23 protein-coding genes are annotated in these 23,077 nt (G+C 58.3%); 16 read left to right on the top strand and 7 right to left on the bottom strand.

Features of this window, described 5'->3' with window-relative positions:
* Positions 1-30: 30 nt before the first annotated feature.
* Positions 31-429: a DUF2147 domain-containing protein gene (locus ACR0FB_RS06030; RefSeq protein WP_171723017.1), complete on the top strand. Its 399-nt coding sequence runs from the start codon at positions 31-33 to the stop codon at positions 427-429.
* A 44-nt stretch (positions 430-473) separates the two neighbouring features.
* Here ACR0FB_RS06030 and ACR0FB_RS06025 read toward each other — a convergent pair whose 3' ends face one another.
* Complete coding sequence (locus ACR0FB_RS06025; protein WP_480619718.1) at positions 474-4,262, bottom strand: efflux RND transporter permease subunit; 3,789 nt, start codon at positions 4,260-4,262, stop codon at positions 474-476.
* Positions 4,259-5,485, bottom strand: a complete 1,227-nt coding sequence (locus ACR0FB_RS06020; RefSeq protein ID WP_171723019.1) for an efflux RND transporter periplasmic adaptor subunit — start codon at positions 5,483-5,485, stop codon at positions 4,259-4,261. Before ACR0FB_RS06020 ends, ACR0FB_RS06025 begins: the two co-directional genes overlap by 4 nt.
* Before the next feature lie 226 nt (positions 5,486-5,711).
* Here ACR0FB_RS06020 and ACR0FB_RS06015 point away from each other — a divergent pair, with 226 nt between their 5' ends.
* The 3 genes from ACR0FB_RS06015 to der are packed head-to-tail and all read left to right on the top strand — an operon-like array spanning position 5,712 to position 9,263.
* A complete protein-coding gene (locus ACR0FB_RS06015) occupies positions 5,712-6,383 on the top strand; it encodes a hypothetical protein (protein ID WP_210092532.1) in 672 nt (223 codons plus the stop codon).
* Between the two features lie 44 nt (positions 6,384-6,427).
* A complete protein-coding gene (locus ACR0FB_RS06010) occupies positions 6,428-7,750 on the top strand; it encodes a PQQ-like beta-propeller repeat protein (protein WP_171723020.1) in 1,323 nt (440 codons plus the stop codon).
* Between the two features lie 49 nt (positions 7,751-7,799).
* On the top strand, positions 7,800-9,263 hold the full coding sequence (gene der / locus ACR0FB_RS06005) for a ribosome biogenesis GTPase Der (RefSeq protein ID WP_171631375.1): 1,464 nt from the start codon (positions 7,800-7,802) through the stop codon (positions 9,261-9,263).
* 44 nt (positions 9,264-9,307) lie between these two features.
* Here the strand turns inward: der and ACR0FB_RS06000 are convergent, their stop codons facing one another.
* Genes ACR0FB_RS06000 through ACR0FB_RS05990 form a run of 3 tightly spaced genes read right to left on the bottom strand, consistent with a single transcriptional unit; the run spans position 9,308 to position 10,552 of the window.
* A complete protein-coding gene (locus ACR0FB_RS06000) occupies positions 9,308-9,763 on the bottom strand; it encodes a hypothetical protein (RefSeq protein ID WP_171631377.1) in 456 nt (151 codons plus the stop codon).
* Positions 9,756-10,220 (bottom strand): hypothetical protein, encoded by a 465-nt coding sequence (locus ACR0FB_RS05995; protein ID WP_171631379.1) that lies wholly within the window; start codon positions 10,218-10,220, stop codon positions 9,756-9,758. Before ACR0FB_RS05995 ends, ACR0FB_RS06000 begins: the two co-directional genes overlap by 8 nt.
* On the bottom strand, positions 10,217-10,552 hold the full coding sequence (locus tag ACR0FB_RS05990) for a hypothetical protein (RefSeq protein ID WP_480487951.1): 336 nt from the start codon (positions 10,550-10,552) through the stop codon (positions 10,217-10,219). Before ACR0FB_RS05990 ends, ACR0FB_RS05995 begins: the two co-directional genes overlap by 4 nt.
* Before the next feature lie 503 nt (positions 10,553-11,055).
* Here ACR0FB_RS05990 and ACR0FB_RS05985 point away from each other — a divergent pair.
* Together ACR0FB_RS05985 and ACR0FB_RS05980 are read left to right on the top strand one after the other, a co-directional pair.
* The gene (locus ACR0FB_RS05985) at positions 11,056-12,039 is read left to right on the top strand and encodes a fatty acid desaturase (protein ID WP_480619716.1); all 984 of its coding nucleotides are present in this window, start codon (positions 11,056-11,058) and stop codon (positions 12,037-12,039) included.
* Positions 12,040-12,078: 39 nt separating this feature from the next.
* The gene (locus ACR0FB_RS05980) at positions 12,079-12,774 is read left to right on the top strand and encodes a helix-hairpin-helix domain-containing protein (RefSeq protein ID WP_480619714.1); all 696 of its coding nucleotides are present in this window, start codon (positions 12,079-12,081) and stop codon (positions 12,772-12,774) included.
* 57 nt (positions 12,775-12,831) lie between these two features.
* Here ACR0FB_RS05980 and serS read toward each other — a convergent pair whose 3' ends face one another.
* Positions 12,832-14,124, bottom strand: coding sequence for a serine--tRNA ligase (gene serS, locus ACR0FB_RS05975; protein WP_480619712.1), 1,293 nt, complete (start codon positions 14,122-14,124; stop codon positions 12,832-12,834).
* Positions 14,125-14,196: 72 nt separating this feature from the next.
* On the bottom strand, positions 14,197-15,861 hold the full coding sequence (locus tag ACR0FB_RS05970; protein ID WP_480619710.1) for a mechanosensitive ion channel family protein: 1,665 nt from the start codon (positions 15,859-15,861) through the stop codon (positions 14,197-14,199).
* Positions 15,862-16,062: 201 nt separating this feature from the next.
* On the opposite strand from ACR0FB_RS05970, the gene yajC reads away from it, so the two are divergent.
* From yajC to ACR0FB_RS05920, 10 genes are all read left to right on the top strand, one after another.
* Positions 16,063-16,350, top strand: a complete 288-nt coding sequence (gene yajC, locus ACR0FB_RS05965) for a preprotein translocase subunit YajC (RefSeq protein ID WP_117868574.1) — start codon at positions 16,063-16,065, stop codon at positions 16,348-16,350.
* 33 nt (positions 16,351-16,383) lie between these two features.
* Entirely contained in the window at positions 16,384-18,045 is a 1,662-nt protein-coding gene (secD, locus tag ACR0FB_RS05960; protein WP_171631395.1) for a protein translocase subunit SecD, read from the top strand.
* A 1-nt stretch (position 18,046) separates the two neighbouring features.
* Positions 18,047-19,015: a protein translocase subunit SecF gene (gene secF, locus ACR0FB_RS05955; protein WP_171115306.1), complete on the top strand. Its 969-nt coding sequence runs from the start codon at positions 18,047-18,049 to the stop codon at positions 19,013-19,015.
* Positions 18,996-19,760: a sulfite exporter TauE/SafE family protein gene (locus ACR0FB_RS05950; RefSeq protein WP_480619708.1), complete on the top strand. Its 765-nt coding sequence runs from the start codon at positions 18,996-18,998 to the stop codon at positions 19,758-19,760. Before secF ends, ACR0FB_RS05950 begins: the two co-directional genes overlap by 20 nt.
* A gap of 12 nt (positions 19,761-19,772) precedes the next feature.
* On the top strand, positions 19,773-20,126 hold the full coding sequence (locus tag ACR0FB_RS05945; protein WP_480619706.1) for an Mth938-like domain-containing protein: 354 nt from the start codon (positions 19,773-19,775) through the stop codon (positions 20,124-20,126).
* 144 nt (positions 20,127-20,270) lie between these two features.
* Positions 20,271-20,885, top strand: a complete 615-nt coding sequence (ccmA, locus tag ACR0FB_RS05940; protein WP_171723029.1) for a heme ABC exporter ATP-binding protein CcmA — start codon at positions 20,271-20,273, stop codon at positions 20,883-20,885.
* A complete protein-coding gene (gene ccmB / locus ACR0FB_RS05935; RefSeq protein WP_171631417.1) occupies positions 20,882-21,538 on the top strand; it encodes a heme exporter protein CcmB in 657 nt (218 codons plus the stop codon). Before ccmA ends, ccmB begins: the two co-directional genes overlap by 4 nt.
* 61 nt (positions 21,539-21,599) lie before the next feature.
* Positions 21,600-22,373 (top strand): heme ABC transporter permease, encoded by a 774-nt coding sequence (locus ACR0FB_RS05930; protein WP_152458361.1) that lies wholly within the window; start codon positions 21,600-21,602, stop codon positions 22,371-22,373.
* A complete protein-coding gene (ccmD, locus tag ACR0FB_RS05925) occupies positions 22,370-22,528 on the top strand; it encodes a heme exporter protein CcmD (protein ID WP_209832714.1) in 159 nt (52 codons plus the stop codon). Before ACR0FB_RS05930 ends, ccmD begins: the two co-directional genes overlap by 4 nt.
* A complete protein-coding gene (locus ACR0FB_RS05920) occupies positions 22,521-23,060 on the top strand; it encodes a DsbE family thiol:disulfide interchange protein (RefSeq protein WP_171631422.1) in 540 nt (179 codons plus the stop codon). The genes ccmD and ACR0FB_RS05920 overlap by 8 nt, the downstream gene beginning before the upstream one ends.
* Positions 23,061-23,077: the final 17 nt, after the last annotated feature.

Here is a 23,077-nt window from a genome sequence, read left to right as displayed (position 1 = left end):
AGAATACAAAAAACCAGAAGGGTGCCTGTCATGATGAAGCGATTGAAGTCACGACTATCGTCTATTGCGATCGCGATTAGTCTGCCGGTCATTGTGGCGGCCGATCCCATCGTGGGTGTCTGGAAGACTGAACCTGATCGCAAGAACCTGATTTCGCACATCAAAATCACGGCGTGTGGGGATAAGTTCTGCGGTCGGATCCTTTCGGCCTATGACTCTTCAGGCAAGGAAGTCCAAACACCGAATATCGGTAAGAAACTGTTCTGGGACGTGGCCGGTGAAGGCGGAGGAAAATACGGCGGCGGCGAATTCTGGGTCCCGTTGATCAACGTGGATGCGGTGCCTCAGATGACGTTGCAGGGGGACAAGCTGCTGGTCAAAGGATGCGAACATGCGATTTGCGCGCATCAGACGTGGTCCCGGTTGTGATGATGACCAAATGAAAAAGGACCGGAACTCCCGGTCCTTTTCGTTTATTCAGCAGCTTTCAGCGGCGGGCCAGAGGGACGACCAGACTGATCTGATCGACTGTCCTGTTCTGATCCTTCAAAACGCGAGTCGTCCTCCCACACAATTTCGGTGGCCTGCATCTGCCGGGCAGAGCGCCCTATCGCCATGTCCTGCGCGATCTGGCTGGACCGGCCTGCCGTTACACGGGCCAGAACTCGGCTGAGCCAGATCGCATAGGTTGTCACCCAGACCCGCAAGGCCAGAAGCGATGGGGTGACGATCAGCGTCAGAACAGTTGCAATGCCCAGGCCAAAGACCACCGCTGTGGCCAGCTGTTTCCACCACAGTGCGGTGGGGCTGTCGATGGAATAGCCGCCATTGATGAAGTCCAGCGACAGGCCGAACATCATCGGCGTCAGACCGGCCATCGTTGTCAGCGTGGTCAGCAGCACCGGGCGGATACGGGATTCCGCGGTGCGGATGATCGCCTCGATCCTCGGCATATAGCTGCTGTATTCCTGATAGGTGTCGATCAGAACGATATTGTTGTTCACCACGATACCGGCCAGGGCCACGATGCCGGTCCCGGTCATGATGATCGAGAAGGGCTGTTCCATCACGATCATGCCGATCAGAACCCCGGTGGTGGACAGAACCACCGCCAGCAGCACGAGAACTGAATTGTAGAACGAGTTGAACTGCGCCAGCAGGATCACGAACATAAGCCCCAGGGCGCCCATGAACGCGTTCACCAGGAAGGCGCCGGATTCTTCCTGCTCTTCCTGATCACCAGTCCATTCCCAGCTGATCGCGTTGGCGAACGGGCCGGTTTCCAGCCATTCCGTCAGCACCGCAATACGCTCGTTCGGGTTGATCAGCGCAAACTGAGCATCCCCGTCTTCGATTGCGCTGCGCAGCTGGTCGACACTTTCTGCGCCGGTCAGTTGAACCAGTTCATATGACTTTCCACCCGTACCATTCAGAACGGTGCCGGTCGGTGTGTAGCCTTCCGTCACTTCACGCATGACGGCCAGCCGCACCTGTTTTCCATCGGGGCCTTCGGTCACAACCTTGCTCAGCCCCGGTTCGACATCCGCTTTGACGTCGTAGTATCGCTGCTGGTCGACGCGGTTGATCTCGGCCAGCTTGGCCACGGGTTTGCGCGTTACGAAGTTCGACAAGGGCACCAAACCGTCCGGGGTACGGACCTTGAGTGTATCCAGTGTCGACAAAACGCGGTCTTCTTCGGGCAGGCGAACGCGAATTTCGATCTCTTCGTCATTGCTGTCCGGGCGCATCTCGCCCAGCAATATACCGCGCGTGACCAACTGGACCATGGCGCCGACGGTTGCCACGTCGGCTCCGAACCGACCGGCCTTGGCGACATCCACGTCAATCTGCCAGTCGATGCCGGGCAGGGGCAGGGTATCTTCGGTCTTGATCAGGCCCGGCGTGGTGTCGAAAACCTCGCGGGCGGTGATCGCTGCCGAGGTCAGGTCTTCCCACCCGTCACCCTTGATGCGCAGATGCACAGGCTTGGCCGAAGCAGGGCCTTGCTCCAACGGCAAAATCTCGACGATGATGCCGGGGATCGTTGCAAGTTGGGCATTCAGCTCATCAATCACGAAGTCGCCATCATATTCGGGCGCCACGAAGTGCCGTTCGAACAGGCCCCACAGGGCCGATTCCGAAACGTTGGGGCGGTCTTCCCAGGGGATGATCTCGAACTGAACCCGGCCCACTGTATCGGCCGGCGCTTGAGCGCCACCGTTGTTCTGGTTCAGGCCACCTTCGCCCGCAAAGGCAAAGACGTTGATGACCGCAGGGTGAGTTCCAATGATTTCTTCGGCGGCAAGAACCATCGCGTCTTTTTCCGCCAGGGAAAGGTTCCCGCGGGCACGCACATATGCGGTGGCCTGTTCAGGTTCGCTTTCCACGAAGAATTCAACCCCGCGGGATTCCTGAGGAAACCAGACGAAGGCCACGAAATACACCGCCGTGAAAACCGTCAGCAGGGAAACGATCGGCATGATCGGATTGCCGACAAGGAACCGAACGACGTGGCCAAAAAACGTGTGTTCGTCCGCTGTATGAACGTGGTCCTCTTCGGCGCGTTCCATTTTGGCCGCGCTCAGGGTTACGGACCCGGCAAACGCCCCGAACAGGAACAGCAGCGCCCCGGCGATCGAGCCACCGGGCAGCAGGTAGTTGGGGTTCAGAACCTGCATCGCACCCAGAAAGATCATGTACAGCGACGGCGGCACCATCAGCACCCGGACCCACCATGGCGTGCGCGCCCGCAACCAGGTCGAAGACCGATCGAAGAGGCGGCTCAGGCGACCGGACACACCGCCCATGACCGGCAGATAGATCAGCGCCACGATCAGCGACGCCGACAGAACGAAGATCAGCGTGACCGGCAGCATTCCCATGAACTCGCCGGGAATACCGGGCCAGAACAGCATGGGCAGGAACGCGCAGAGTGTCGTTGCGGTCGAGGACACGATGGGCCAGAACATGCGCTGGGCGGCCTCGACATAGGCGTGCATCGGGCCCACGCCTTCCTTGATGCGTTTGTCTGCGTATTCCACCACGACGATGGCGCCATCCACCAGCATCCCCACCGCCAGGATGAGGCCGAACATCACGATGTTCGAGATGCTGACACCCATGACTGCCAGAAACGCAAAACACAGCAGGAACGAGGTCGGGATCGCAAAACCGACCAGCAGGGCGGCCCGCGTACCCAGCGAGGCAAGAACCACGATCATCACCAGCGCAATTGCGGTCAGAACCGAGCCTTCAAGCTGGCTGACCATCGAGCCGACGATGCGGCTCTGGTCGTTCGATGTACCCAGATCAACCGCCGCCTGAAGTTCGGGCGGCCACTTGGTCTTTGCATGCGCAATGGTTTCCTTCACCTGCGCGACGGTGTCGATCAGGTTATAGCCCTTGCGCTTGACCACCTGCAACGCGACGGTCGGTTCACCGTTGAAACGGGCCGTCCCTTCGCGGTCTTCGAAAGTGTAGTTGATCTGTGCCAGTTCCCCCAAGGTGACGACCCGATCACCGTTGACCTTGATGGGCAGGCCGTAAACATCCTGTGCGGCTTTGAACGACGACGGTATCTTGACCGAGAAGGTGCCCTGCGCGGTTTCAACTTCACCGGCTGCAATCAACTGGTTGTTGTTCCGTACCACGTTGATCAGCTCGTCCGCCGTCACGTTGTAGGCTTCAAGCCGCAGCGGGTCGATCACGACCTCGAGCATCTCGTCGCGATTGCCTGCGATACCGGCTTCGAGAACGGAATCCAGAGCCTCAAGATCGTCCTGTAGATCCTTGGCGACACGGGCCATCGTGCGTTCGGGAACGGGACCGGTCAGGTTCACGATGACGATCGGGAATTCGGAAAAGTTGATCTCGGTCAGGGAATATTGTTCTGCGCCTTCGGGAAAGTCCGCCTGAGCTGTGTTCATCGCGTCACGCACATCGGCCATGATCGCGGTCTTGTCCCAACCGAAGTCAAATTCCAGCGCGACCCCCGCATAGTTTTCGGCAGCGGTCGATGTCATTTCCTTGAGCCCGTCGAGATCCGCCAGTTCGGTCTCCATCGGCTTGATCAGCAGGTTTTCGGAATCCTCTGCGGAAATCCCGGGAAACTGCACGGATACAAACAGGGCAGGGATTTCGATATCCGGCTCGCCTTCTTTCGGAAGCGAGACATAGGCAAATCCGCCGATAACCAGTGAAATCGCGATAAATGCCAACACCATGCGGGCTCGATCAGCGGCCCATGCGACAACACCCGTCATTGTGACGCTTCCCGATAAGTCGGCGCTACGGTCACACCGCGTGTCACAAACTCTTGTCCGACAATGATTATGTCGGCTGTTTCGGGGAGACCGTCGACCCAGACACCCTCGGCCGTGTCACGCAGAATGCGGACAGGCAGGAAATCCACCACATTGCCGGTGCCGACAGTACGGACACCCAATTGACCCTCGTTGCTTAGGGTCAGGGCGGATTGCGGCAGCAGATGTGCCTTTGTGCCTTCGGCTGCGATGCTGATGGTCGCGGTCTGACCGTCGCGAATGGTCAGATCCGGGTTCGGAACCGTGATTTCAACTTCGAACGTGCGCGTTGTTTCATCAGCCGACCGGCTGAGGAACGTGACGCGGCCGCCAAGCTGCCGACCGGTGACCAGCGTTGCCGATGCCTCGGACCCCACCTGAACACGGTTGACTTCGGTTTCCGGCACGAACCCGACCAGTTTGATCGGATCAAGCTGAATCACGGTTGCGCACAGCGATCCGGGCTGCATCAGGCTGCCCAATTCTGCGGTGTCGCTTTCCAGCAGGCCCTTGAACGGGGCTTTGATGGTCAGGCGTCCGACCTCTCGCTGCGCGGCTTCAACTGCGGCTGCGGCTGCTTCGATTCCGGCCCGGGTCGCCTCCAGCTCGGCTTCGGCGGATTTTACACCTGCTTTGGCGGCGCTCATCGCAGCCTCGCTGGAAATTCGGCGGGTTTCCGAAGCAAACCCGGTTTCCGCCAGTTTGCGCGAAGCCGTCAGATTGATTTCGGCCTCGGCCACACGTGCATGCGCCTCTTGCAAGCGGGCTTCAGCCTCGGGAATGCGGCTTTCGGCTTCGAGTTTTCCGGCCAGCGCCTCGGCCAGTTGCGCCGGACGCGTGCCGGGGTCGAGTTCACACAGAACATCCCCGGCCTCGACAAAGGCACCTTTGCGCTTGGGTTCCGAGATGACCGTGGATGTAGTTTCAGACAAAACCTCGACCTGCCGGTTCGCCTTGGTTTGTCCTCGCAGCAGAACCGCACTGTCAATTTCGCGCGCCTGCGAACGCAGGGCGACCACGCCAACGGCATCAATATCGGTCTCGTCGGATTCGACGGCTTCGGTCTGTACCGCTTCTTCTGCTTCGCCACGTCCGGCGAAAGCAAACAAAGAGTCGCGCTCAAAAACAAGAAAATACAACGCAACAATAACCAGAAGGGCGTTGATGAAAGAAATCAAACGCATTCAGTGTTTCTCCTAGAATTCGGTGCCAACAAAAGCGGGGCCGTCTTGGTATGAAATGGGGCGTCGGCTGTGTAATTTCTACACTAAACTGAATAGTTCGGTTTAGTTTTTTTCGCAAGTGAGAAGCCAAGCGGTGAAAATGGGCAAAATCGGACCCTTGGCTTGGCGTTGGTGCCGGGGTATGACATGGCGCACTTATGCAAGACACACAGCCCAGGGGGCAGGAATGAGCGACACCGACAGTTTCATTGATGAGGTCACGGAAGAGGTACGCCGTGATCGGATGTATCTGCTGCTGCGCCGCTGGGGTTGGGTTGGTGTGGCGGCGGTCGCGCTGATTGTCGGCGGGGCGGCGTTCAATGAATACCGCAAATCCCGCGATACGGCGCAGGCGCAGGATCTGGGTGACTCGATTCTGGCGGCTCTGTCGGAAAACGATTCTGATGCACGGGCGGCCGGTTTGCGGGAAACCGAGGCGCAGTCGCCGGGCGGGAATGCTGTTCTGAACATGCTGCTGTCTGCGTCCCAGCTTGAAGCGGGATCGCGCGAAGAGGCGGTCAACAGTCTGAACGCGGTTGCCGTGCAGGGGGATTTGCCCGAGATCTATCGTGCGATCGCAAGCTTCAAGGCGCTGTTGTTGCAAAGCGAGACCTTGCCCGCCGCTGACCGTCGACAGCAGTTCGAAGCGCTGGCGGCGCCGGGTGCGCCCCTTCGACTGCTGGCCGAGGAGCAACTGGCCCTGATCGACGTGTCCGAGGGCAATGTCGATGCGGCACTGGACCGCTTGCAGGCGCTGCGTCAGGACGCCGAGGTCGGTATTGATCTGCAACAACGTGCGGCCCAACTGATAGTTGCATTGGGCGGCGAACCCGAGCCATTGGTGGCACAGCAGGGCTGACCAGGCGGGACAAAAGACTTAATGACAGGCGAGTTCGGAACATCATGGTAACAAGACTAATTTCCCGCGCGGGATTGCCGGTTGCGGCACTGGCTTTGACCGCATTGACCGCCTGTGAACCCCCTGAAGCGATCTTGCCCGGAGAACGTGAAGACATCCGTCCGGCGTCTGATCTGGAAACAGTGGAAAAGAGCGGCTCTCAGCCCATCAGCCTGCCAGCTCAAAAAGCGAATGCCAGCTGGCCGCAAAGCCCGGGGACGGCTGCTTTCCGAACCACGAACGCGGCACTGCGTGGCTCGCCACAGCGGGTCTGGTCTGTGTCGATCGGGCAGGGCGACTCGCGCAAGCAACGTATCACCGCCGAACCGGTGGTTGCGGGCGGGTTGATTTATACACTGGATGCGGGGGCGACGGTGTCAGCGGTTACGCCGCAGGGCCAGTTGGCCTGGGATACCGATCTGGTTCCGCCAAGCGACGGTGATGCAGACGCCACCGGTGGCGGCTTGGCCTATTCGAACGGCGTTCTCTACGTGTCGTCCGGGTTCGGGCGACTGACCGCATTGGATGCAAAAACGGGCGCCGTGCGGTGGCAGAAGCGATTGGACGCAACCGGAAGCGGCTCTCCGATGGTAAATGACGGGTTGTTGTACCTTGTCGCGGGGGACGAAACCGGGTGGACCATCAACACCAAGGACGGGCGTATCGCCTGGCAAATCGAAGGCACGCCCAGCGTCGGTAACGTTCTGGGCGCACCGGCACCGGTGATTGCCTCGGACCTGGCAGTGTTTGCATTCGGGTCCGGCGATGTTGCGGCCACCTTCCGCCGTGGGGGCATCCGTCGCTGGAATGCGTCGGTCGCAGGCGGGCGGCGGGGACGGGCCGCCGCGCAGATCGTTGACGTGACCGGCAGTCCGATGGTTGTCGGAAACACAATCTATATCGGCAACCATTCTGGCCGGACCGTTGCCTTTGACGCCGCCACCGGTGAACGCCGCTGGACCGCCGATGAAGGTGCGGTTGATACTGTCTGGCCTGCAGGCAACAGCATCTTCCTGATCAGTGACCGCAGTCAGCTGGTGCGCTTGAATGCGGCCGATGGCTCGGTCATCTGGGCGCAGGATCTGCCAAGCTTTGTCAAGGACAAGCGAGGCCGCCGCGGACCGATCTTTGCACATTACGGTCCGATCCTGGCCGGAGGCCGTATTGTGATTGCGTCCAATGATGGCTATCTGCGCTTCTTCAATCCGGTTAACGGGGCACTGGTTCACCAGGTCGAAGTTCCCGGAGGTGCAACTACGGCTCCGGTTGTTGCCGGGCAAACGCTGTATGTCGTTTCCTCCAAGGGGGATCTACACGCTTTCCGTTGACGGCAAGATGCGCTAAAGGGCGCTTCTTGAGTCTTGAAAGTTGAGTATCATGTCGCTGACCCTCGCCATCGTGGGGCGCCCGAATGTGGGCAAATCCACCCTGTTCAACCGCCTTGTGGGCAAACGTCTGGCCTTGGTCGACGACCAGCCCGGCGTGACGCGTGACCTGCGCGAAGGCGAAGGGCGTCTGGGCGATCTGCGCTTTACCGTGATTGATACGGCGGGTCTTGAGGACGCGACGGATGACAGCCTTCAGGGGCGGATGCGCCGTCTGACGGAACGTGCCGTGGACATGGCTGATGTCTGCCTGTTCATGATCGACGCGCGCGTGGGTGTGACACCAACGGATGAAATGTTCGCAGAGATCCTACGCAAACGGTCCAAGCACGTGATACTTGCGGCCAACAAGGCCGAAGGCAATGCTGCGGATGCGGGTGTTCTGGAAGCTTACAACCTTGGTCTGGGTGAACCGGTCCGCTTGTCGGGCGAACATGGTGAAGGGATGACGGACCTTTATGCGCAGCTGATGCCTCTGGCAGACGCGGCAGAGGAAAAACAAGTCGAGGAAGCCCCGCAAACGGACATTGAACTGGACGAAGACGGTGAGGGCGAGACGCCGCTGATCACCGCAGCCAAGCCCTTGCAGGTTGCGGTGGTGGGGCGTCCGAATGCGGGCAAATCCACCTTGATCAACAAGATCATCGGCGAAGACCGTCTGTTGACCGGGCCAGAGGCCGGGATCACGCGTGACGCAATCAGCTTGCGAATCGACTGGGCTGACCCGGACGGCCAAAGCACGCCGATGCGGATCTTTGACACCGCAGGGATGCGCAAGAAAGCAAAAGTACAGGAAAAGCTGGAAAAGCTTTCCGTGTCCGACGGCCTGCGCGCGGTAAAATTTGCCGAGGTCGTCGTTGTGTTGCTGGACGCCGCGATCCCGTTTGAACAGCAAGATCTGCGGATTGCCGATTTGGCCGAGCGTGAAGGCCGGGCCGTTGTCGTCGCCGTCAACAAATGGGACATCGAAGACAACAAGCAGGAAAAGCTGCGCGAGTTGAAAGAGTCGTTTGACCGGCTGCTGCCGCAACTTCGCGGCGCGCCGCTGATCACGGTTTCCGCCAAGACGGGCCGGGGACTGGAGCGTTTGCGCGACGCGATCCTGCGCGCCCATGACGTCTGGAACCGCCGGGTGCCGACTGCCGCTCTGAACCGCTGGCTGACGGCCATGCTGGAACAACACCCGCCGCCAGCCCCACAGGGACGCCGGATCAAACTGCGCTACATGACGCAGGCCAAGACCCGACCTCCGGGGTTTGTGGTGATGTGTTCGCATCCCGACAAAATGCCTGAAAGCTATACCCGTTACTTGGTGAACGGTTTACGGCAGGATTTCGACATGCCCGGAACACCGATCCGCCTGACGCTGCGCGGGCAGGGGGACAAGAACCCCTACAAGGGTCGGCGCAAGAAAAACGCGGGCGCATTGGCCAAGCATCTGAAGGGGCGCGGGTAAACTACGCACCAGAATCAGGGCTTTGATGACACAGGCGGACTGACTCAATCGTGCCCAAGTACGAATGCGCGGTTCGCTTCTGCGGCATTGGCGATACCCTCTGACGTCCCATTGCCCTGTTCAATGGCCGTCGCCAGTTCGGTCGCGGCTGAACCTGTCGTAAAGATCGATGCAATTCGCGTCCGACCTCCGAAAAGACCTTTGGAAGCGTCGGCATTGTCATAGGTCAGGTCAAATGTCGAAACCAAACTGACCGCCTCATCATTGGGTCGTTTGTTTTGATCGCGCGATATGGGCGGAACCAGCGTTGTCACGCGGCGCTGTACACCTGCATTGACCTCGACGGGCAGCGCCTTGGCGGGATCAGAGCGCAAGGCGATGTTCACGCCGCTGCGTTCCCCATAGACCAAACTGCGATCCTGAATCGAGGTGCAGCCGACAAGGCCAAAGCCCCCGATTGCCAGGAGGATGATCCAAGAAAGTCTTGGGTTGTCAGCCATTGCCATTTCCTCCGGTCGATTGGTTGTCATTGCCCTGTTCATTGCCGGTGTCCTTGTCTTTTCCCTCTTTGTCTTCACCGCAGGTGACCAGTCTCGCGGCACCATCGGTTCGGTTTTTTGTTCCAAGCGTCTTTGCAAGTTTGTTTGCGGCGTCTCCGGTGGAAATGACGTCTGAGTATCGGGTCAAGAAAATGCTCTTGGTTTCCATCCGTGTGCAGCCGAATACGGCCATAGCCTCGCGATCTGTGCGCGATGTGCCGTCGGGACCGACCTTGCCTGGTTCAATCACGGGAACCACGGCAGCGAAATCTCTGTCATAACCGATCACAACCTGGCCTTGCTGCCGATTGGCGCTGACGGCGGCATTGATACCGACAACTGTATCATGCGCGACATAAAGCGTATCGCCGCATCCCCAAACACTGCTTAACCCACACAAAATAAATAATTTTTTCACGTCCCCGTCTCCTTCGTGCACAGAGTGTCATCCTGTTGATCAACGCTGGTTGCCGACAGGTCAGTCAGATCCAGATGCAGGCTGCGGGAGATTTCGGCGCCCTGTGGCACATCCACCAGAACAGCGGCCTGATGGCGGCCAAGGGTCAGGCCGCTCCATCTGCGGCCAAGGGCGATCTCCAGCCCTGTCGTGTCTGTCACGGATGCTGCAAGAGTTTGGTTTTTGATCAGTGCCTGACGGTCTGTCAGCCTTGCCGGGCCATCTTCGCAATTTCCGGCAAACACCAGAACCTCGTGATAGATGCCCAAGCTGAAGATTGCCGTGCCGCGCATCGTAGCAACATGCAGCCCGCGACCGCGCAGCTAGTGCACAATTGCATTGCCAGTCACGATGGCGGCTGAAGATGAGGTGCCGAAACCGTTATAAGAGCACCCAGCAAGCGAGGCGCAGAACAATGGCGCCAATGGCAATATATTTCTCGAATAAGTCAATCAACATGCCTTAAAACACTGCTTCTTACTCTGACTGGAAGTTTCCCAAGCGTCAACTCAAAGGGAGGTTTTCGAATACTGCTGAAGCGTTCCGCGACATTGCGGGGCTGTTTTCCCGGGCGCTTCCCACTTGCCAGGGCGCGTTATTCGGCGCTGGTGATCGTCACGCAAGCGCGTAACTGCGCCAATTTTCAGCGTTTTCGCTCTGAGGGCGTGACAGCCCCTGTTCTGCGCGCTAGCATTCACGTGTGTGCATCTGTCAGCACATGCATTGCCTGCACGCGGTCAAGCCGCGCCTGGATTTTTAACAGATTAAAACAGGGCCATCGTGGGGAGCGGACTGGATGGATCTGAGGGAATACACAAGACACTACGCAGTTCAGGACAACAGATTGGCTGCACTGAGCTATTTTGGCACGTTCGCGGTGTATTTCGCATCGCTGTCTCTGGCGATCGTGTTCGTGGACCGCTGGTACATCATGATCCCGGCCGGGATCGTCTTCGCCTTCTCGGCGGTACGCCTTTATGTGCTACAACATGATTGCGGGCACCATTCGCTGTTTGAAACGCGAATGCAGAACGAATGGGCAGGGCATGGTCTTTCACCATTCACCTTTGCACCGTTCGAGGTGATGAAACAGAACCACAATCTGCACCACGCGGGGATCGGAAACCTCGAGCATCGTGAGACCGGTGAAATTCACACGATGACATTGCGGGAATGGCTGGACGCGGACTGGAAAACCCGTTTGTTTTACAGGTTGTATCGAAACCCTTTCATCCTGGTGCCGGTCGGTGCGCTGTTCACATATTTCATTCGCTATCGCTGGCCCAAGAACACTGTTCGTTTCGGTGTCGCAGGCGTCTTGCTGCACAATGCATCTATCATCGTATTTTTGGGCCTGTTGTACCTGGTGGCGGGCATGACCGGTATTCTGGTCTGGCTGGTGTTTTCGTTTCTGGGCGGAATGCTGGGTGTGTTTCTCGTGTATCTGCAACACAATTTTGAAGATACCTATTGGGATCGCCGTCCTGACCTGAACCCGCAGACCGCAGCGTTGCATGGATCTTCCGCACTGGATTTCGGATGGTGGTTCGATACCGCCGTCGCCTGTATCACGTTACATGACATCCACCATTACAACGCGCGTATCCCATCGTATCGGTTGCGGGCCTGCCACTATAATCTGCCGCCTGAATTCACGCCTCGTCGGATCAAGTTCCCCGAGGCTGTAGCGGCATTGAACCTCAAGCTTTGGGATGAGGATGCGAAACGCCTCGTGCCATTCCCGAAAAATGACCGAACCGCTGGGTTGGCGCATAGCTGATCCATTGGTTCCGAGAAGGCAAGTGCTGAACTTGCGGATATGCATATCCAGTGTATATGCGATGAGGCAGGGCGATGGAGAAAGGACCTTTGGATGACTGTAGTGACCGACGTAAAAGGTGTAGGAGAGGCGCTGAAAAAAGCCCTTGCAGCCAATGGCTTTAAGACCGCAGAAGCGATAGCGAAGGCGTCACCCGCAGATCTGGTCAAGGTTCCTCGGGTCGGTGAGAGCCGCGCCGCCCTATTGATCGAAGCCGCAAAAGCGGCAATAGCCGCAACGCTTGCCGCCGGTAAGTCTGGCGCGCGCAAGGCGCCGGCACGAAAGCCAGCGGCACGGAAACCAGCAACCGCAAAACCAGCCGCCCGAAAGCCGGCGACACGAAAAACCGCCCCGCGCAAGACCGTGGCCGCTGTAGCGGCAGAAAAACGGGCGGAAGAAGCTGCACGCAAAGCGGCAGAAGAACAAGCGGCGGCCGAAAAAGCCGAAGCCGCAGCCAAGAAAAAGGCCAAGGCCAAGGCGAAAGCTGAAAAAGCCGCCAAGAAACGCAAAGAAATGGAAGCAGCGTTTTCCAAAGCCAAGGATAAGGTGAAAGCAAAGTCCAAGAAGGACAAAAAATCGAAAAAGGACGAAAAGAAAAAAGACGCCAAGAAGGGCAAAAAAGACGCCGAGAAAGGCAAGAAAAAAAGTGACAAGAAGAAAGATAGCAAGAAGGACAAGAAAAAGGCGAAGAAATAAATTCCTTCGCCCCGTCTTGCATTGTGAACCGGCGCCTCATGGTGCCGGTTTCGTTTTTCAGGCTAGTGTGCCGTCCAGTTGCAGGGTCAGTTTGCCGCCCAGATAGGGGCTCAGGACTTCGGGCAGGGTCACGGTGCCGTCCGCGTTCTGGCCATTTTCCAGCACGGCAATCAGGCAACGCCCAACAGCCAAACCTGAACCGTTCAGCGTATGGACGTATTCCGGCTTGCCGCCACCTTCGGGGCGGAACCTAGCGTTCATGCGGCGGGCCTGGAAATCACCACAGGTCGAAACCGAGCTGATCTCGCGATAGGTGTCCTGACCGGGCAACCAGGCCTCGATATCATAGGTACGGCGGGCGCCAAAGCCCATGTCACCGGTACACAGGATGACAGTGCGGTAAGGAATGCCCAGCTTTTCCAGAATGCCCTCGGCGCAGCGCAGCATGCGCTTTTGTTCTTCATCCGATTTGTCCGGATGCGTGATCGAAACCATCTCGACCTTTTCGAACTGGTGCTGCCGCAACATCCCGCGGGTGTCTTTGCCCGCGGATCCGGCCTCGGATCGGAAGCACAGGGAATGCGCGGTGTAGCGGCGGGGCAGATAGCTTTCCTCGATCAAACTGTCGTTGACGATATTGGTCAGCGACACTTCGGAGGTCGGGATAAGCCACCAGCCTTCGCGGGTCTGATAGCTGTCTTCGCCAAATTTCGGCAATTGGCCGGTGCCCTGCATCATCTCGGACAGAACCAGAACCGGGCCATTCACCTCGGTCAGCCCGTTTTCGGTGATATGCGTATCCAGCATGAACTGCGCCAAAGCGCGATGAATACGGGCGACGCCACCGGACAGCAGCACAAATCGCGAACCCGAGAGTTTGGCTGCGGTTTCGAAATCCATGCCTTGCTGAACGGCTTCGATCTCGAAGTGTTCCTTGGGCGCAAAACCCAGCTCAAGCGGTGTGCCCCAGCGGCCGATCTCGACATTGTCGTTTTCATCCACGCCATCCGGCACATCCTCGGCGGGCAGATTTGCGATCCGGATCAACTGATCCGTCAGCAGGGCATCCAGATCCTTGGCCTCGGTCTGCATCCGCGCGATTTCGGCTTTTTTCTCGGCAACCAGCGCGCGCAGGCGTTCGAATTCGGCTTCGTCGCCTCGAGCTTTGGCAGCCCCGACTTCCTTGGACGCCTTGTTCTGTTCGGCTTGCGCTGTTTCGGCCGCCAGAATCTTGGCGCGGCGGCTTTCGTCCAGCCTGAGCACATCTGACGACACCGGCGCGTCCCCACGGCGCGCTAAAGCGGCGTCGAAAGCGGCAGGGTTTTCGCGAATGGCGCGGATGTCGTGCATGTCTCAGATCCTTGAATGCGTGAATCACTGAAACCGCTTATGCACCATCTGTGGGGCAGGGTGTAGCGCCGGTTACGACTTATCCGCTTCCTCGTGCGATTCATGTGCCAGATGTCCATCCCATTCATCCGCCGGGATTTTTGGTTCTGGCGGATCAGCCATGTAAGATGGCGTCATGATCTGCACTTTGTTCTCGTTGAAAACGGCGACAATGTTGCGATGAAGGTCCGAGCGGATTTTGGGAATGATGCTGCCGCGGATGGTGTAACCGTTGATCTGATAATTGATGGCGTAGTCGGCCAGCGCCGTCCACAGTACGAAAGGTTCAGGTTTGGCCTTGATGCCCTTGGTGCGGTTGGCCGCCTCGATCAGCATTGCTTCGACCTTTTCGGGCGGTTCTTCATATCCGATGCCAACCGTCGTGTGCAGCAGCAACCCACTGCCATCGGTTTTCTTCGAGAAATTCACAACGTCCGAATTCATCAATTGAGCGTTCGGGATCGAAATCAGCTCGTTCTTGATGGATTTCAGATGCGTCTCCATCAGTTTGATTTGAACCACGTCGCCGATATGGTCCCCGATCTGAATGCGGTCGCCAATTGACGTGGAGCGGCGATAGATCACGAAAAGCCCCGCCAGCATGTTGGACACGACCGAGTTGGCACCCAGCGACAGCATGGCGCCGACCAGAATGGTCAGACCCTGGAAGGCGGCCGAATCCGAACCGGGAATGTAGGGAACGGCAAAGACGAGCGCGATCAGAATCACGATAACCCGAGCGATGTTGAACGTCGGATTGACCCAGTGTTTTTCAAAATCGCCCATTTCGAACGAACCGGCTTCGACCGCGTCGAAGAACACGCGCATGCCCTTGATTATGTACAACGTGACCCATGCGATCAGGCTGAGCATAATCAGGTTTGGGATATAGCTGAGTATTCCCTTGAATATCAGCAGTACCGGTTCTGTCAGATAGGTCAGCAGCAGTTGCGCGAAATAGCGTGTTTCCGCAAAGGCCAGTAGAACGAAGGACAGGTAGTAGTAGAAGCCGAGAAAGAAGATGACCAACAGGGCAAAATTCAGCCCGTATCGGATCAGGGCGGCGATTGCTTCGGCCTGAACGCTTTTGGCCGTCGCCGTTTCGACATCCTTCAAATAACGCTTTACTAGTTTCAGAGTGCGCCGCCTGATCCGCCGGTGAAGCCAAAGGATAACCAGCACGAAGACGACAAAGCCTAAGGTCCATCCAGCGGCCTCAATCGCTCCGGATACCCGGGCTTGATCTGTACGGTTGGAGCGGTAGGCAAGGATGGCCTCTTCGATGGCCTGACCATGCAGTAAGCCGAGGACGTCCAGCTCCATCTGATCCAGTTCGGCGTCTGCAAGCGTCACGATCGATACGATTTCACCGTCGGCGCGAATGCGTATGCCTAGGTCGGTTTCTTCAAAGGTGATGTCGACGGTGGGGCTTTCAGAGGCTTCGGCCACCTCAATAATCTTGTTCTGCACGCTTTCGGCACGTTCCGGCGCGGGCAGAGCGCTGGAGCCGCGCAGGAAGAACAACATGTCGCCGTCCACGATGACGGGCGCCTTGAAACTTTCGGTTTCTTCCGCCTCGGGTTCGGTGGCTTCGGCAGGCAATTCCTGGGCCTTCACCGGCGCGGCCAGACACAGGATCAAGCTCAGCAAGGACAGCAAAAGCGTCAACGATTGGAATGGTTTGTATCTAGCTCTCATTGCCCCCCCTGATGTTCGACTATAGCCAATTTGAAATACCTGCATAGGACATATCTGCAACGATTTACCGGTTCGTGTGGCACCTTTCTCAGGTTGCGGCCGATCACATGACCACCTTTGCTTGCAAACACGCATTTCAAAGCATAGGTTCCGGCAAAATTTGCGGAACGGTGCCGCAAGATCTGAACAAAGGAATATCCCATGGAAGGTGGCGCAATCGCCCAGTTTCTCCCGCTGATCCTGATCTTTGCGATCATGTATTTCCTGCTGATCCGTCCGCAGCAGAAGAAAATGAAGGAACATCAGGCCATGGTCGATGCCGTGCGTCGGGGGGATCAGGTTGTCACCCAGGGCGGGCTGATCGGCAAAGTGTCGAAGGTCAAGGAAGGCGATAACGAGATCGAAGTCGAGATCGCCGAAGGTGTCAAAGTGCGTGTGGTCAAATCGACCATCGCCCAGGTTCTGAACAAAACCGAACCCGCGAAATAACACCACCTTACAAATCCTTGAAAAGGCAGGGTAATGCTGCACATTGATACCTGGAAGCGGGTTCTGATCTGGCTGGTCTGCGTGACTGGCCTGATCATGGCCCTGCCAAATGCGTTTTACACACGGGTCGAGCAATCAAACGACGCCAAAGCCGCGATCGAGCTGGGCGTGGATACGCCCGAGTTGCAGGTCGAGGCGGGGCAATGGCCGAACTGGCTGCCCTCGTCGCTGGTCAATCTGGGCCTTGACCTGCGCGGCGGTGCACATCTGTTGGCCGAAGTTCAGGTGCAGGACGTCTACGAATCCCGGATGGAGGCGATGTGGCCAGATATCCGTGACGCCCTGCGCGATGAGCGCTCGACCGTCGGGACGGTCCGCCGTCAGGAATCGGCCCCAGATGAGATTCGCGTGCGCATCAGCCAGCCTGAGGGCATGGCGCGGGCACTGGAGGTCGTGCGCGGTCTTGCCCGTCAAGTGCAGACCCTGACCGGTGTCGGGGCAACGGATATCGAGGCACGTGCCGAAGGCGACACGATTGTCGTTCAGTTGTCCGAGGCAGAAAAACTGGCCTCAGACGACCGCACAGTGCGTCAATCGTTGGAAATCATCCGTCGCCGGATCGACGAAGTGGGCACCCGAGAGCCGACCATTCAGCGTCAGGGTGCCGATCGTATCCTGATTCAGGTGCCTGGCATCGGCAGCGCGGGTGAGTTGAAAGAGATCATCGGCACGACGGCGCAACTGACCTTTAACCCGGTCGCCGGACGCGGCACCAATCCGGATGCCGTTGCAGGCATCGGCGAAGAAATTGTGCCGTCGATTGACGAAAGCGGTGTTTACTACACAATTGAATCCGCTCCGGTCGTTACCGGAGAGGAACTGGTCGATGCGCAGCCCGCATTCGACCAAAACGGTCGCCCTGCGGTCAATTTCCGGTTCAACACGTCTGGTGCGCGCAAATTCGGGGATTATACCCGCGACAATATCGGAGCCCCCTTTGCCATCGTTCTGGACGACGAGGTAATTTCGGCCCCCGTGATCCAAAGTCATATTCCGGGCGGTTCAGGCATCATCACCGGCAACTTTACGGTTGAGGAAAGCACCAATCTGGCCGTCCTGCTGCGAGCGGGCGCACTGCCTGCCGGCCTGGAATTCCTCGAAGAACGTACCATCGGACCCGAGTTGGGGCAGGACAGTATCGACGCGGGCAAAGTCGCCACAATCGTGGCCTTTGTGGCAGTACTGGTTTTCATGGCGCTCAGCTATGGTCTGTTCGGGATCTTCGCCAACATCGCGCTGATCATCAATGTGGGCCTGTTGTTCGGTCTGCTGTCCATGATCGGAGCAACCTTGACCCTGCCGGGTATCGCGGGGATCGTATTGACTGTCGGTATGGCGGTGGACGCCAACGTGCTGATTTTTGAACGTATCCGCGAGGAATTGAAATCCGCCAAAGGTCCGGCGCGCGCAATCGAACTGGGCTATGAAAAGGCGCTGTCTGCCATTCTGGATGCGAACGTGACCACATTCATCACCGCCGTGATCCTGTTTGCCATGGGCAGTGGCCCGGTGCGCGGCTTTGCAATCACTCTGGGCCTCGGCATTCTGACCTCGGTCTTCACCGCGATCTTCGTGACGCGCCTGATGGTCGTGATGTGGTTCGAACGCCGCCGTCCGAAAACGATCGAGGTTTGACATGAGACTGAAACTCGTACCCCAGAACACCTCGTTCGATTTCTTCAACCGCTGGAAGGTCTGGTTGGGCATTTCCGGCCTGATGATGGTGATTGCCTTCACCTCGTTCATGCTGCAAGGGCTGAATTTCGGTATTGATTTCCGGGGTGGCACGACGATCCGGACGCAAAGCGCGGTAGAGATCGATGTGGGCACATACCGAGATGCCATCGCCCCGCTGGAACTGGGCGATGTGACCATCACCGAGATTTTCGATCCAACCTTTGCGGATGACGAAAACGTTGCGATGATCCGCATCCAGGCGCAGGAAGATGCCGAGGCTGTCGAAGCAGCGACCATCACCGCCGTAGAGGACGCGTTGCAGCAGGTAATACCTGATATTCAGTTCGTCTCCGTAGAATCCGTCGGCCCCAAGGTCTCGGGCGAGTTGATCCAGACCGCCGTCATCGCGGTGGCTTTGGCGATTGGCGCGGTGCTTGTCTATATCTGGCTACGGTTCGAATGGCAGTTTGCGCTGGGGGCCGTGGCGGCACTGGTTCACGATGTGATCCTGACCATCGGCATCTTCTCGGAACTGCAAATCCGGTTTGATCTGGCCATTATCGCGGCCCTTCTGACCATCGTCGGTTATTCGCTGAACGATACCGTGGTCGTTTTCGACCGGGTGCGAGAGAATCTGCGGAAGTACAAAAAGAAAGACCTCAAAGAGGTGCTGAACATTTCGATCAACGAGACGCTCAGCCGGACGGTGATGACCTCGGTCACGACGTTGCTGGCGTTGATCTCACTTTATGTTCTGGGCGGCGATGTGATCCGCGGCTTCGTGTTCGCGATGATCTGGGGCGTGATCGTGGGCACTTATTCATCGGTCTTCGTCGCTTCGACCATCCTGTTGTGGCTGGGGGTCAAGCGCGACTGGTCCAAGCCGTCGAACACGGCGGGCAACCAGTTTGCCAATATTGATGCCTGAGGCGTTGCAACAGGCCTTGTCCCTGCCGGGGCTGGGTTGGTTGGTTCTTACCATCGGAGCCGCGGGACTTGTCCGCGGCTTCACTGGTTTTGGCACCGCGATGATCTTTGTTCCGGTGGCCACTCAATTTCTGCCGATTGCCGATGTCGTCTTTCTGATGGCAGCCACCGGGATCGTATCGACTTTTGCGCTGGCGCCGCAGGCATGGCGTGAATGCGACAAGACCGAAATCAGCACTTTGGGCGTTGCAGCGGCATTGACCGTGCCGCTTGGCCTTTGGGTCATGGCACAGGCCGACACGGTCGTTCTGCGCTGGATTGGCTGTGGTATCACCGGCGTGACTCTGTTGGCGATCGTCACTGGCTGGCGCTGGCAGGGACGGCTGGGTGTGCCCGGACGGATGGCCATCGGAGGCAGCGCAGGCGTGATCGGTGGCATGACCGGACTGACCGGCCCGGTCGTTATCGTATTCTATCTGGCCAGCTCTTCAGATGTGCGCAAGATTCGTGCCAACACGATCATCTTTCTGGCTTTGCTGGACGTGGCCATCGTCTTCAGCATCCTGATCGGAGGCGCTGCGGATCTGTCGATCCTTTGGATTGTCCTGCTGCTGGGCTTGCCCTATCTGACCACGACACTGATCGGCAAGGCTCTGTTCGATCCAAAGCTCGAACGGATCTATCGCACTGCGGCTTATTCGGTCATTCTGATAGCAGTCGTGTCCGGTTTGCCGATCCTGGATTGAAGGAGGGAAGGAATGCGCCTCAACCAAGTTACGTTTTCGGATGCCAAGCCGGTTGATGGCTACGGCCCCGGTTTTTTCCGCATTGGCGGTGATGTGTTCGAAGGCGCAGTTCTGACCGGCCCCGCAGGACCTGCCATCTGGGGCGGTTATGGAGATGCGCAACCACTTCTGGAGCTGGCTGATGAAATTGACGTTCTGCTTGTCGGCACTGGCAAAGACATGGCCCACATTCCCCAGTCTTTGCGCACCCGGTTGGAGAGTGCCGGTGTCGGCGTCGAAATCATGAATTCTCCGGCTGCGTGCCGCACCTACAATGTCTTGCTCTCAGAAGGTCGCCGAATAGCGCTTGCTCTGATCCCGGTCTGACGGGATCCCTTCATCTGGCCGAAAATATCCCGGGGTGTGTGAGGGGCCGGCCCCTCACTCGGACCTCTTTGCTCAAAGCTCCCACAGCCGAACTGCGGCAAATCCCACCTTTTGCCTCTGATGACATTCCGATAAGCGGGTCTCATGACTCTGATTGTAACCGACCTGTCGATCACCCGTGGTGGCATTCCCGTCCTGGAGCACCTCAGCTTTCAGCTGCCTCCGGGCAAAGCGCTGATTCTGCGTGGGCCGAACGGGATCGGCAAAACGACCCTTCTGCGCACATTGGCCGGGTTGCAGCCGCCGCTGAAGGGTCAGATCCAGGGCGCGGAAGACCAGATTGCATATGCGTCCCATTCGGACGGGCTGAAACCGACGCTGACTGTATCCGAGAACCTGACGTTCTGGGCTTCTGTCTTTGGCACCAACGGCATCCAGACGGCGCTGGACGCGTTCCAGTTGAACGAGCTGTCGGATCGCCATGCGGGGTACCTGTCGGCCGGTCAGAAACGGCGGCTGGGGCTGGCACGCATGCTGGTCACCGGGCGGCCGATCTGGATGCTGGACGAGCCGACCGTTTCGCTGGACAGAAATGCGGTGCAAATGTTCGCCGATGCAGTCCGCGCGCATCTGGGGCAGGGTGGGTCAGCCCTGATCGCGACCCATATCGACCTTGGTCTGGATGGCGAGGTTCTGGACGTCGGCCCGAACAAGGCCAAACCCAAACCCATTGACGATTTCGACGGAGGTTTCCTGTGATCGCCCTTCTGCTGCGCGACCTGAAACTGGCCTTCCGAGCGGGTGGCGGGTTTGGTTTGGGATTGGCCTTTTTCCTGATCGTGACCGTGATGGTGCCGTTTGCAGTGGGGCCACAATCGTCACTGCTGACCACCATCGCGCCGGGTGTGCTCTGGCTGGGGGCGTTGCTGGCCTGCCTGCTGTCTCTTGACCGTCTTCTGGCGCTGGACTGGGAGGACGGATCGCTGGACCTGCTGGCCACGGCGCCGCTGCCGCTGGAATCAGTCGTGACCATTAAGGCGCTGGCCCACTGGCTGACCACAGGCCTGCCTTTGGTTCTGGCCGCACCTTTTCTGGGGGTCCTGCTGAACCTGCCTGCGCAGGGGTTCTTCTGGCTTGTCATCTCGCTGCTGATCGGCACCCCGGCCATGAGCGTGATCGGAACATTCGGTGCTGCCCTGACCGTCGGTCTCAAGCGCGGCGGGTTGCTGTTGTCGCTCTTGGTGCTGCCGCTTTACGTCCCCACCCTGATTTTCGGGGCCGAGGTCGCCCGGCGTGGGGCAACGGGGATGGACGTGCAGACGTCTTTGTTGATGCTGGCGGGGATCACGGCGGCCACCATCGCGTTGTTGCCCTTTGCCAGCGCGGCTGTGTTACGTATCAATCTGCGGTGAACCGCCCCAACTTTGACTGATGTCAATTGAGAATACCCGCAACTCGGACTAGATAGGGCCCATGTCGATAGCAGCCAAAGCCAATGCCCTCTGGGAATACGCCAATCCGCGCAAGTTTCTTGCGACCAGTGAACGTGTCCTGCCGTTTTTCTGGATCGTCTCGATCTTCTGCATCGTCGTCGGGCTGGTCTGGGGGTTCTTCTTCACGCCGGACGACTATAAACAAGGGTCGACGGTCAAGATCATCTATCTGCACGTCCCGGCGGCGCTGATGGCGATCAATTGCTGGCTGATGATGCTGGCAACTTCTCTGGTCTGGCTGGTTCGGCGTCATCATGTCAGCGCGCTGGCGGCACGGGCGGCTGCGCCGATCGGGATTGTGATGACCTTGATTGCGTTGCTGACCGGGGCGATCTGGGGACAGCCCATGTGGGGCACCTGGTGGGCGTGGGATCCGCGTCTGACGTCGTTTCTGATCCTGTTCCTGTTCTATCTTGGCTATGTCGCATTGTGGGAAGCCATCGAGGATCCGGACACTGCGGCGGACCTGACCTCGGTTCTGTGTCTGGTCGGATCCGTGTTCGCGCTGCTCAGCCGATATGCGGTCAACTTCTGGAACCAGGGCTTGCATCAGGGCGCATCGGTCATGCGCGCGGCAGCCGTGACCGGGGCCGATACGGAAGAGAAAGTCAGCAATATCTACTTCTATCCGCTGTTGCTGTGCATCATCGGATTTGTACTGCTGTTCATCGCTTTGGTGCTGTACCGCACCGGAACTGAAATCCGCGCGCGGCGCATCAAGGCGTTGCAGGCGCGGGAAAGGGTGGGCGGATGATCCCCGATCTTGGAAAATATGCTGACGCGGTTTTGTCGTCTTATGCCGTGTCCATCATACTGCTGGTGGCATTGATCGTGTTCAGCGTAATGCGAGGGCGAAAGGTACGCACTGAAATGGAAAAGATCGAACAAAGGATTTCGCGAAATGGCTAAGATATCGCCCCTGATGATCGCGCCGCCTTTGATTTTTGGCGCTTTCGCCGTGTTGGCCGGGATCGGTATGTTCCGTGAAGACCCCAACGCGTTGCCCTCTGCCCGCGAAGGCCAACCGGCTCCGCCCGTGGTTCTGAGCGAGTTCCCGGAAAAGAAGCTGTTTGATGATGCCACGCTGCGGGATGGAGAGGTCAAGCTGGTAAACTACTGGGCCAGCTGGTGCGCGCCATGCCGTGCCGAGCATCCCAATCTGGAGGCTCTGGCCGCCGAAGGCATCCCGGTCTATGGCGTCAACTACAAAGATCAGTTGGACAACGCCCAAGCCTTTTTGACCGAGCTTGGCGATCCTTACGCCGCGATTGGACGTGATGAGAAAGGTCGCATGGCATTGGATTGGGGCCTTTACGGCGTTCCCGAAACCTATGTGGTTGATGGCGACGGCACGATCATTTTGCGCTTTGCCGGCCCGATTACGCAGCGGGTGATTGAAAACACTCTGCGTCCGGCGTTGGAAAAAGCTGCAGGCGGTTGAGCAATTTGGAAAACGAG

The organism is Ruegeria sp. P10, assembly GCF_056534925.1.
This window is presented reverse-complemented; position numbering and strand designations above follow the sequence as displayed.